This window comes from Holdemania sp. (assembly GCF_986127675.1).
This window is the reverse complement of the sequence record NZ_CFQZWI010000095.1, coordinates 1-10,559: the sequence shown is the minus strand read 5'-3', so window position 1 is coordinate 10,559 and position 10,559 is coordinate 1. Positions and strand designations below refer to the sequence as shown.

The 10,559-nt window shown below is 55.1% G+C and carries 11 protein-coding genes; 7 read left to right on the top strand and 4 right to left on the bottom strand.

Translation table 11 applies throughout. The features are described from left to right. Positions 1-291: thioredoxin family protein (locus tag AC5OW4_RS12405; RefSeq protein WP_493677020.1), on the bottom strand; the 291-nt coding region annotated here is incomplete at its 3' end. A gap of 163 nt (positions 292-454) precedes the next feature. Between AC5OW4_RS12405 and AC5OW4_RS12400 the strand changes: the two genes are divergently transcribed. Both AC5OW4_RS12400 and AC5OW4_RS12395 read left to right on the top strand, forming a co-directional pair. After that, positions 455-1,354, top strand: coding sequence for a mechanosensitive ion channel family protein (locus tag AC5OW4_RS12400; protein WP_195395398.1), 900 nt, complete (start codon positions 455-457; stop codon positions 1,352-1,354). 66 nt (positions 1,355-1,420) lie between these two features. Next, positions 1,421-3,469, top strand: a complete 2,049-nt coding sequence (locus tag AC5OW4_RS12395) for an alpha/beta hydrolase family protein (protein ID WP_195395397.1) — start codon at positions 1,421-1,423, stop codon at positions 3,467-3,469. A gap of 114 nt (positions 3,470-3,583) precedes the next feature. On the opposite strand, the gene AC5OW4_RS12390 is transcribed toward AC5OW4_RS12395, so the two are convergent. Further along, the gene (locus tag AC5OW4_RS12390; protein WP_195395396.1) at positions 3,584-4,054 is read right to left on the bottom strand and encodes a GNAT family N-acetyltransferase; all 471 of its coding nucleotides are present in this window, start codon (positions 4,052-4,054) and stop codon (positions 3,584-3,586) included. Then, positions 4,045-5,538 (bottom strand): NAD(P)H-hydrate dehydratase, encoded by a 1,494-nt coding sequence (locus tag AC5OW4_RS12385; protein WP_195395395.1) that lies wholly within the window; start codon positions 5,536-5,538, stop codon positions 4,045-4,047. Before AC5OW4_RS12385 ends, AC5OW4_RS12390 begins: the two co-directional genes overlap by 10 nt. 89 nt (positions 5,539-5,627) lie before the next feature. On the opposite strand from AC5OW4_RS12385, the gene AC5OW4_RS12380 reads away from it, so the two are divergent. The 3 genes from AC5OW4_RS12380 (at position 5,628) to AC5OW4_RS12370 (ending at position 7,857) form a co-directional block, all read left to right on the top strand. Then, complete coding sequence (locus AC5OW4_RS12380) at positions 5,628-6,761, top strand: M20/M25/M40 family metallo-hydrolase (protein ID WP_493677019.1); 1,134 nt, start codon at positions 5,628-5,630, stop codon at positions 6,759-6,761. A 94-nt stretch (positions 6,762-6,855) separates the two neighbouring features. After that, positions 6,856-7,152 (top strand): hypothetical protein, encoded by a 297-nt coding sequence (locus AC5OW4_RS12375; protein ID WP_006058712.1) that lies wholly within the window; start codon positions 6,856-6,858, stop codon positions 7,150-7,152. 63 nt (positions 7,153-7,215) lie between these two features. Beyond that, positions 7,216-7,857, top strand: a complete 642-nt coding sequence (locus AC5OW4_RS12370; RefSeq protein ID WP_006058713.1) for a lactate utilization protein — start codon at positions 7,216-7,218, stop codon at positions 7,855-7,857. Positions 7,858-7,958: 101 nt separating this feature from the next. Here the strand turns inward: AC5OW4_RS12370 and AC5OW4_RS12365 are convergent, their stop codons facing one another. Then, positions 7,959-8,564 (bottom strand): histidine phosphatase family protein, encoded by a 606-nt coding sequence (locus AC5OW4_RS12365; protein ID WP_195395393.1) that lies wholly within the window; start codon positions 8,562-8,564, stop codon positions 7,959-7,961. Positions 8,565-8,784: 220 nt separating this feature from the next. Here AC5OW4_RS12365 and AC5OW4_RS12360 point away from each other — a divergent pair, with 220 nt between their 5' ends. Further along, positions 8,785-9,543, top strand: coding sequence for a TVP38/TMEM64 family protein (locus AC5OW4_RS12360; protein ID WP_493677018.1), 759 nt, complete (start codon positions 8,785-8,787; stop codon positions 9,541-9,543). A gap of 3 nt (positions 9,544-9,546) precedes the next feature. Beyond that, a complete protein-coding gene (locus AC5OW4_RS12355; RefSeq protein ID WP_195395391.1) occupies positions 9,547-10,425 on the top strand; it encodes a glycosyltransferase family 2 protein in 879 nt (292 codons plus the stop codon). Positions 10,426-10,559 lie beyond the last annotated feature (134 nt).

The following is a 10,559-nucleotide window of genomic DNA, read 5'->3' as shown; positions in this document are numbered from 1 at the left end:
GATCGCGCCGCGGGAAGGCGGATTGACCAGCGTTGAACCCTGCACGCCCTGCTTGAACAGGATCAGCGACGGAATCGTGTTGACGTCGAATTTTTCTTCCAGCTCCGGCTGCTGATCAATGTCGACAGTCCCGATCCGCACCCGACCCTCTAATTCTTTTTCCAGCTTGGCGATGACAGGGGCCAAACGCCGGCAGTACATGCACCAGGGCGCTTGGAAATCCAGCATGACCGGCAGGTCGGAATGAACGACCTCCTGATCAAAATTATCCGTTGTAATTACCGTTGCCATTACGAATCCTCCTTTATGTTATTCTGGTTTCATTATAGCCGTGAAAAACGCGGGAAAACAAGGAATTTGCCTGCAAACCCCGGGAAATCTTTCAATTCCATGAAGAAGGATTGAATAAGCCGCCGATTTTCGTTAAACTTAAGCACAAGACAGGGGGATGTTCATGACAGGAATTCTGGGAAAAACAATCACGGATTATTTCAACGGTTTTCTGAGCACGCTCGCTGAAAACAGCGGGCTGTTGTTCTGGAAAGGCGTCGGCATACTGTTGATCGTTCTGGGCGGCAAGCTGGTATTGAATCTGATTTCCAAATTAACTGCCCGGCAGATCAAAAAATCCGAGGAAATGCCGGAAATGCAGGCGCGCCGCGTGCAGACAATGATGACGATGACGCGCAGCACCTTCCGTTATATCGTCTACGGCATCTGCGCCTTGATGATCCTGGCGCAGCTGGGCTTCGGCAATGCGATCAACAATTTGTTGTTATCCGCCGGGATCGGCTCGCTGGCTTTAGGCATCGGCGCGCAAAGTTTAATCAAGGACGTGGTCACCGGGTTTTTCATGATGTTTGAAAAGCAGTTTTCGGTCGGCGATTATGTTAAGCTGGACGATATTGAAGGCACTGTGACGGCGACGGCGATGCGCGTGACGTATTTGAAAAACTTCGCCGGGCAGCAGATCATCATTCCCAACGGCACGATCGGCCGGGTGATCAATTATTCCCGGATGGATTCGCTGGCGAAGGTCACGGTCAGCACGCCGTATGAAGCGGACAGCCGCCAGGTGATGGAAATTCTCGATCAGGCGGCCAAGGCGTATGCCAAGCAGGTCAAGGAAATCATCGTCGAGGAACCGAAGGTTCAGGGAATTACGGAGTTGGCGGATTCTTCCGTCAACATCACGGTCATCTGCCGCACGCTGCCCTTACGGCATTGGGAGGTCGAACGGGGCCTGCGTCTGGCGATCAAGGAAGCGCTGGATGAGGCCGGGATCGGCATTCCGTATCCGCAGCAGGACGTGCATTTGAAAATGGAAGCGGAAGATTCGTCACAACCAAATTGACGTTGCGTTCAGGCAGCGGTAAAATAAGGACAATGAGCTCCATTAGCGGGGCGGGGGGAGAATAAAATGGCAAAACCAATTCAAATTGATACGTTTAAAGCCTATCAGTATCTGTCGGAAGCGACGTTATCCGCGGATGGCCGGCGATGCGTTTATGTGCAGAGCCAAAGCAACGCGGAAGGCACCGGGTATGAGCACGATCTGAGGTGCTGGGACTTTGATCAGAAACGCAGTATTCCGTTGACGTCAGGCCATAAAGAACGTAATTTCCTGTTTGAAGACGCGGAACATATCCTGTTTCCAGCCGATCGGACCGGCGAGGATGAAAAAGCGGCGAAGCAGGGGAAGACGCAGACGACCTATTACCGTCTGGATCTTAACGGTGGGGAAGCGCGGAAGGCGTTTACGCTGCCATGGAAGGTCACGGCCTTAAAACCGGTCGACGGGGAAACGATGGCCGCGCTGGTCTTGAAAGATCTCAACGAGCTGCCGGCAGAGGGGCTGGAAGGCAAGGCACTCGACAAGGTGCTGGCACAGCGGGAAGAAGAAAAGGATTACGAGGTTTTAGACGAACTGCCGTATTGGTTTAACGGCCGCGGCTTCATCAATAAAAAAAGAACCTGGGCGGTGCTGGTGAAACCGGGCACGGACGAGGCTCAGATCTTATCCCCGAAATACATGGATGTGCGGCATTTGGAAATCAGCCCGGATCACACGAAGATCGCGATCGCCGGTCCTGAATTCGATTCCGTCAACAGCCAGACCTCAGTCTTGTATTTAATTGACCGGGCCAGCGGCGAGCGGACGACATTGGTGCCGTCGGGCAAATGGAGCTTCGGTCATCTCGGCTGGCTTAACGATAACCAGCTGGCCGTGACCGCGACCGACTATCAAACCTGGGGATCCAGCGAAAACGCCAAGCTGTATACGATTGATGTTGCCAGCGGTGCGATGACACTGCTCAACGGCGAGGATCTGTCGTGGGGCAGCTCTGTCGGCAGCGATGCCAAGCTGTATGGCGGCCGCGGCTGGAAGATCGTCAACGGCGAGATCTGGACGTTATTGACGTGGGATAACCATTCCGAACTGACGGTGTTTGATCGTCAGGGGCAGCGCCGGGCGTTAACGACGGCGGAAGGCTCCGTCGATTTCTTCGACGTGCAGAACGGCCGGATCGTGTTGAGCGCGATGCGCAAAATGCGGCTGCAGGAGCTGTACGAATTGAAAGACGGCGCAGAAATCCAGCTCACGCATGTTAACGACGCCGTGCTCGCGGAGTCCTATGTTGCTCAGCCGGAGAAGATCAGCTTTACCAACGACGGCGTGCGGATTGACGGCTGGGTGCTGAAACCGATCGATTTTGACCCGGCGAAGACCTATCCAGCGGTGCTGGATATCCACGGTGGACCGAAAGCGGCGTATGGCGAAGTCTTCATGCATGAGATGCAGTACTGGGCTTCTCAGGGCTACTTTGTGTTCTTCTGCAACCCGCGCGGTTCCGACGGCCGCGGCAACGCGTTTATGGATCTGCGCGGCAAGTATGGAACAGTCGACTATTCCGATATCATGACGTTTACGGATCTCGTGCTGAAGACCTATCCGATGATTAATGAACGACGCGTTGCGGTCACCGGCGGCAGCTACGGCGGATTTATGACCAACTGGATTATCGGCCATACTGATCGTTTCGCGTGTGCTGCCAGCCAGCGCTCCATTTCCAACTGGTTTTCCAAATCGCTGACAACCGATATCGGCTACTATCACAACATGAGCCAGATGGATTCGACGCCATGGGAAAATCCGGAAAAAATGTGGGGCTTCTCACCGTTAAAATACGCGGACAAGGCGGTGACGCCAACGTTGTTCATCCATTCCGATCAGGATTACCGCTGCTGGATGGCGGAAGGCTTACAAATGTTTCAGGCGCTGAAGCTGCATAATGTCGACGCCCGGATCTGCCTGTTCCATGGTGAAAATCATGAGCTGAGCCGTTCCGGGAAGCCGATTCACCGGATCCGCCGGTTAAAGGAAATCACGCAGTGGTTCGATCAGTACACCGATCATCTCAGCGTGCTGGAGCCAGAAGAAGAAACGGAAAACGAAACAGAATCATAAAACAGAAAGATCAAAAACGGACGGCTTATCACAGTCGTCCGTTTGTTTAGGTTAAATTAAAGGTAAATATGCAGCGAAATCGCCAGAGATAAAACACAGACGGTCCGTCTGGCTTTAACCCCATGTCTTCCGCATCGTCGTGTTGATCAGCACCTGATCACCCCGGCAGACCTGATTGCGGCGCACAGCTTTCCAACCCTGCCTGCGGAAAAACGGTTCGGCGGTCAGCGAAATATCACTTTCCAGGAAGACCGCGCCCTGGCTGCGGGCCTGGGCTACGACAGCGTTCAACAAAGCGGTGCCGACGCCCTGACGCTGAAAATCGGGGTGGACGTAGAAACAATCCAGCTGAGTCGGACTTTCCAGATTCGCAAAGCCTGCCAGCTGATCTTCACAGAATGCGCCGATCGTCCAGGTGACTAAAAACCGCTCGGCCCAGCCGGGTTTATCAGCGCCCGCTGTCCAAGCGGCGCATTGGCCGGGGGTGTAATCCCGGATGGCGACTTCCTGGACGCTGCGGAGAAACAAGTCGCGAATTGCCGGTAAATCAGCGCGGTTGACCGGGCGGATTTCCATTACCGCCATAACTCCTTCTGATGATCGAATAAGAAGGCGTCCAGACCGGCCAGAATTTCCTTGTGATGAACGCCGTACAGCGAGGTCTTTTCAATCGCTTTATCCGCGGCTTTGCCATGCAGCCAGACGCCGCAGCAGGCCGCTTCCATCGGTGTCAATCCGCGTGCAGCGAGGGCGGCGATCATGCCGGTCAGCAGATCGCCGCTGCCGGCTTTGGCCAGGCTCGGGTTGCCGGTCTTGTTGACGCAGCGCAGGCCTTCCGGTGAAACGATCAGCGTGTCCGCGCCTTTTAAGACCAGCGTCACCTGATGAGCGAGGGCGTATTCCTCGGCGCAGCGGATCCGGTCCGCCTGGATTTCCTCAACGCTGCGTCCGCACAGCGCGCTGAACTCCCCGACATGTGGCGTGAGAATCCAATCGCCGTGAGGGGTGTTGAGCCACTCCGGATGACGTGCTAGGCAGCGCAGTGCGGCGGCGTCCAGAATTACCGGCACGGAACTGCGGCGCAGCACTCTTTCCAATAACGTTTCCAGATTTGCCAGATGATCGCAGCCGCTGCCGATTGCCACGGCGTCGGATTGATTAAGCAGCGCGGTCAGATCCGCTTCCGAAAGCGTGTTGGGATGATAGACGACGTGCGGACAGGCTGCCTGCAGGATCGGATAAATTGCGGGATCGACAAGCGCGTGAAGCATGCCGCAGCCCATCGCCTGGGCCGCTTCCAGATTGAATTGGGCTGCGCCGGCCATCCAGGGACTGCCGGCGATCACGGTTAACCGGCCTGTCGTGCTTTTATAATCGTTGTCGTGCAGCCGCGGCAGCAGGCGCGTGACCTGCAGCGCGTCCATCTGGATCCAGCGCGATGCCTCCGGCTCCGCGAACCCCAGTCCGATCGGAATCAGCCGGTCCAGCTTCTGATGTTCCCGGCTGAATAAGTGAACCGGCTTCAACGCCCCTAACGCCAGCGTCAGCTCGCTGTGCAGGGCATCGGGATCCCCAAGACTGTGATCCGCTTCCAGACCGCTGTTGAGGTCGATGCTGACAACGGGCAGGCGCTGCTGGTTGATCCAGCGGAAAGCGCTGCGCAAAAAATCCGGCAGCGGGGCATGGAAATTAAATCCGAACACGCAGTCAACGATCACGTCGTCGCGCTGCGCCATCGTCTGAAACTGGGTTTCGCTTAATTCCTGATAACCATAGATCAGGCAGGAATCCGGCAGCTTCTGCCGGGCTTCGATCGCCGCCGGAGTACGGATGTCGTCCAGCATCAGAATGATCGCCACCTGCCGGTTGGCCGCTAAGCAATGCCGGGCGATCACAAACCCGTCGCCGCCGTTGTTGCCACTTCCGCACAGGATCAGAAACGAGTCGTTTTCCGGATATTCGTGCAGCAGCGTGTCGGCGCAGCGTTTGCCCGCCAGCTCCATCAGCTGTGTTTCAGTTTTGCCGCTGGCCGCTTCCGCCGCGGCGATTTGATTCTTCTCGAGGATCACAGGGATCACCTCCTGGCACTATTCTAACATAAATTGTTCCGACGCCGAAAAGAATGGTATAATGAAACCTGAAAAAAGGGGGTATTTCTTTGATTTGGAATGAAGCTTTGGAACAGTATGTCAGCGATCATCAGGATGAGGTTGTGGAACTGATCCGCACGCTGGTGGCGATTCCGGCCTTCAGTAATCATGAACAGGCCCGCGCTGAGTTCTGCGCGAAGTGGTTTCGCGATGTCGGCGCGGAAGATGTGAAAATCGACGAGGCAAGCAATGTCATCGTTACGCTGGGCGACGTTCAGGCCGGCAAGGCCGTCGCGTTTATGGCGCACCTGGACACGGTGTTCCCGGATGAAACCGGCTTTGAGCTGGTGGAGGAAGACGGCTGGCTGAAAGCGCCGGGGGTCGGGGACGACACGGCGAACGTCGCGCTTTTGATGGTCATCACCCGGTATCTGCTCGAGCAGAAGTGTCCGCCGAAGCAAGGTGTTTTGATCGTGCTGAACGCCGGTGAGGAAGGTCTGGGTAACCTTAAAGGCTGCCGCCGGCTGATGCAGGATTACGCGGATAAGCTGAGCGAGGTTTACTCGTTTGACGGCTCCTATAAAGGTTATGTCAACAAGGCGGTCGGTTCCGTCCGCTACCGCGTCGAGGTGAAAACGGAGGGCGGCCATTCCTACGGCGCTTTCGGCAACCGCAACGCGATCCGCGTGCTGGCTTCCCTGATCGACGCGCTGTACTCTGTCAAAGTGCCGCAGGGCGGCAAGACCACCTATAATGTCGGCACGATTGAAGGCGGCACTTCCGTCAACACGATCGCCCAGCAGGCTTCGATGTTGTTTGAATTCCGCTCCGATGTGCGCGAGCACCTGGATCAGCTGCGCGGCATGTTCGACAGCCTGATCGACGCTTACCGGAAGATGGGCGTGGAGGTCAATGTCGAGATTTTAGGCGAACGGCCGTGCATGGGCGAAATCGACCAGGAGAAACAGCGGACGATTGAGAAAAAGGTCGAGGATTTGATCGAACGGCGGATCGGCGTGCGGCCGGAGGGGCACTCCGGATCGACCGACTGCAACATTCCGTTTTCACTGGGCATTAACTCGTTATGCTTCGGCGGCTATCTGGGCGAGGGCGCGCATACCCGCGAAGAAAAAATCGAAAAAGCGTCGCTGCTTCCGGGGCTGGGCGTCATGATGGAATTTGTTTTAGATTATTTTCTTTGATTTGAATTCTGAAAAAACGGCTTGATTCCGTGATTCGACTTTATTTAATTGATGTTCAATGCTATAATAAAATCGATTAGGGGGTACCTTTCTAATGGAAAAGAAAACAGTACAAGATTATATCGACATTATCAATCAGAAAAAATGGGATGCCCATAACATCCAGTGGCTGTATATTGATATCAACGCCAAAGAGCTGATGACGGAAGTGGAGCCGAAGGTGAACAATCTGACGGCCTGCTGCAAAGCGATGATGGAAATCATGCTGGAAGGCGACCGGTTTATGGAATTGCCGAAAGTCAAAACCAAGATTGGCGGCGCGCTGACCGTGCGTTATTATTGCGACAACTTGAGTCCGGAACGCCGGAAGTATTCAGAAGTCAATCAGTAATGAAAAGGGCCGCGCTTTCGCCGCGGTCTTTTTTGTCAAAAAAATAGAAAAGAGGAGAGTCGTATGGATAAGTATCGTAAGCGCAGAGCAGTGGCCGTCGCCCATGAAATGGTCGATCTGTTAGCGGAAAAGGGGTATATCACCTATTATGCCGAAAATGTGGAGGAAGCCCGCGACAAAGTGCTCGAGCTGATCCCCAAGGGCGCCAGCGTCGGCGTCGGCGGATCGGAAACGCTCAAAGCGATGGATATGATCAATATCCTGCGCAATGGCGATTATCACTTTTTTGACCGCTACCAGGAGGGACTGCCGTTTTCCGAGGTTGAGGAAATCTACCGTCAGGCCTTGTTGGCGGATGTCTTTCTGACCAGCAGCAACGCGATCACGCGGCAGGGCCAGCTGGTCAACATCGATTCGTCCGGCAACCGTGTCGCAGCGATCAGCTATGGACCGCGCAAGGTCATCGTGGTCGCCGGGGTGAACAAGGTTGTCGATACGCTGGACGACGCGATGAAGCGGCTGCGTCAGATCGCGCCGCTCAACGCGATGCGCGTGCATCACAAAGCGCCGTGCGTCGAAACGGGAAAGTGCATGGATTGCCAGATCCAGCAGTCGGTCTGCAATTCCGTCGGCATCATCAACCATGGCCGGAAGACGCCGGGACGTTTCACGATCATCATGATCGCTGATGAAATCGGGTTCTGATCCACTTAAAACGAATGGGACACGATTAAAAAGTAAGCATAAAAAAAGACATGCGGACGATCCCGAAAAGGGAAGCCGCATGTTTTTTATCGATCAAGAGTTCAGCACAAATAAGACAGATCGCTGAGCCGGCGCACGATCCGCTTGCCCCCGCGCAGCCAAAGTTCTGAAACGCCGCCAGCGGAGCCGGCCAGCTGAATCGAATTCAGCGCTTCCGCTTCCAGGCCCAGCCACAGGGCATGGAGGATGCCCAGCGTATCGCCGTGCGAAACAAGAAGCAGGATTTCCTCCTCCTTTGCCAACAGCTCTTCAAGCAAGGGCTTGAGCTGGACGTATTGTTCACGGCGGGTCTGGGCGGACGAGAACAGCCGGGCGTCGATCGTGATTTCCGGCTGAAGCAAATTTTCTTTCAGCCAGGCCACGGAATGGCCGACAGCTTCGCCCAGGTTCCGCTCCCGCAGCCGGATTTCTTTTTCCGGTGTGACATTCAGTGCCTGGCCGACGATCTGCGCTGTGTGCCAGGCACGCTTGAGATCCGAGGAAAGAAGCCGGATCGGCTTGTCCTTGAGTTCTTCTTTCAAACGGAAGGCGATGCGTTCGGCCTGTGCGACGCCCAGTTCGGTTAAATCCCAATCCGTCCACGAGCCGACCCGGCCGTTGAGATGATGCTCGGATTGCGGATGCTGCAGCGTATAAATGATTTTCATACAAGACCTCGCTTTCCCTGTCTTTCGAGATGTCAGGAAATCCATTATAGCCAGACCTGGCGGGAAACGCCAGCGGAGAAGGGGAAATCGCTGATAAAAACGTAATTTTTTGACCTTCATTGCTTCTTCAGCAAGGCTTAAGAATTTCTTTTGAATTTCCAGAAGGGGATCTTCATGTTTAACGGGTAGAATAAAACCAGTAATCAGGAGGACCCTCAAGATGGAACAGAAAACAAAGTGGCAGAAACGTGTGCGTTGGTTCTCAATCGGCGCGGTTATTATCTTTACTCTCGTCATGACGGCGGTGTTGTTCGTTTTATTTCAAAGCGTGGCTTCAGATCCGGCGCAGTTTAAAGTCTGGCTGGAACAGTTCGGCTGGCTGGGCCGGGCGGTGCTGGCGGGCATGATGGCGCTGCAGGTGTTAGTCGCGTTATTGCCGGGAGAAATCATTGAAACCGGCGCGGGCGTCGCTTACGGCCCGATCGAAGGCTTGATCCTGTGCCTGATCGGCGCGGCGGTCGGCACGGCGCTGATCTTCTGGCTCGTGCGCCGCTACGGCTCCAGCTTAGTCGAATGCCTGGTGCCGAAGGAAAAGCTCGATAAGCTTTCGTTTATGAAGGATGAACAGAAGCTGGACAATTTGATCTTCCTGATCTTCTTAATTCCCGGCACACCGAAGGATATCATCACCTACTTTGCCGGGTTAACGCCGGTCAAGTTCTCGCACTTCCTGGTCATCACCACCGTCGCGCGGATTCCGTCGGTCATCACCTCGACGCTTGCCGGGGATAAGCTGATCCAGCAGGATTTCGCATCGGCCTTCTGGATTTATGCGATTACGATCGCCTTCAGCGGCGCAGGGCTGCTGCTCTACCGCGCGGCGATGAAAAAACGCCAGCAGAAAGCGCTGGAGCATCAACGAAACGAACAGGCGAAAACCAAGAAAGGGAAGACGGCCTTTGTGCCGTCCGAGGGATAAATCATGAAAGTCAGCGTCTTAATCCCCGCTTATAACAGCGAGAAAGAAATCTATACCTGCATCCGTTCCCTGTTGGAACAAACCTATCACGACTTCGAAGTGATCGCCGTCGACGACGGGTCCACGGACCGCACCGGATCGCGGCTGGACTTCTACGCGAAGATCCATCCCGAGCTGATCACGGTCATCCATCAGGAAAACCGCGGCGTCTCAGCAGCCCGCAACGCGGCGCTAAAGGCCGCGAAGGGCGAATTCATTTTGTTTCTGGACAGCGACGACTGGATGAAGCGGCGCACACTGGAAACGCTGGTCGCGGCGCAGGCCCGGTATCAGGCCGACGTCGTGATCTGCGGCAACGTTTATGAAGGCCGGATCACAACCCGCCGCCATGTCCGCCGTGTTCAGATTCCGCACAAGCGGACGCTGATGAAAATGTTGATGAAGGACCGCCAGGTGCGCAACTACGCCTGGGGCAAGCTGATCCGGCGGTCGCTGTTCGACGGTCTGCAGTTCTGGGAAGGCCGGGTGTTTGAGGACGTCCAGCTAATTCCCCAGATCCTGCTGAGAGCGGAGAAGACCGTGATCGTTCCGGATACCCTGGTTCATTACAATACCCATCGGCCCAACAGTCTGACCTATTCACTGCGCCCGGATATTCTTAAGGATATGCTGGAAGCGTTCCAGGATCAGGCCCGCTGCATTGTCGCCTATGATCCGTCGCTGACGCGTCAGGCCCGGGTCATGCTGGCTAGGGTGCGGTTAGTGATCGGGGGCGCGCTGGCGCTGCACGGCCGCTTTGATGATCCGCTTCTGGATCAGATTCTGCCGTTTTTCGAACCCTCGCCCAGCACAGAATTCCTCGTTCATCGCAATCTTTACTAATTCTTAAGCTTTTTATCCGTTGCAACTTCATGAGTTTATTCTATACTAAAGGAAGAATCAGTGAGGGGAGCAAACCATGCAAAACTATCAAATTCTCGTCTGCGAAGACGAAGTCGAGATCGGCAAAGATCGGA

What these genes read in the sequence shown, in the direction of transcription:
- AC5OW4_RS12360 (WP_493677018.1), top strand. Translation starts at nt 8,785, where the DNA reads ATGGAACAGAAAACAAAGTGGCAGAAACGTGTGCGTTGGTTCTCAATC.
- AC5OW4_RS12375 (WP_006058712.1), top strand. Translation starts at nt 6,856, where the DNA reads ATGGAAAAGAAAACAGTACAAGATTATATCGACATTATCAATCAGAAA.
- AC5OW4_RS12370 (WP_006058713.1), top strand. Translation starts at nt 7,216, where the DNA reads ATGGATAAGTATCGTAAGCGCAGAGCAGTGGCCGTCGCCCATGAAATG.
- AC5OW4_RS12390 (WP_195395396.1), bottom strand. Translation starts at nt 4,054, where the DNA reads ATGGCGGTAATGGAAATCCGCCCGGTCAACCGCGCTGATTTACCGGCA.
- AC5OW4_RS12395 (WP_195395397.1), top strand. Translation starts at nt 1,421, where the DNA reads ATGGCAAAACCAATTCAAATTGATACGTTTAAAGCCTATCAGTATCTG.
- AC5OW4_RS12355 (WP_195395391.1), top strand. Translation starts at nt 9,547, where the DNA reads ATGAAAGTCAGCGTCTTAATCCCCGCTTATAACAGCGAGAAAGAAATC.
- AC5OW4_RS12400 (WP_195395398.1), top strand. Translation starts at nt 455, where the DNA reads ATGACAGGAATTCTGGGAAAAACAATCACGGATTATTTCAACGGTTTT.
- AC5OW4_RS12365 (WP_195395393.1), bottom strand. Translation starts at nt 8,564, where the DNA reads ATGAAAATCATTTATACGCTGCAGCATCCGCAATCCGAGCATCATCTC.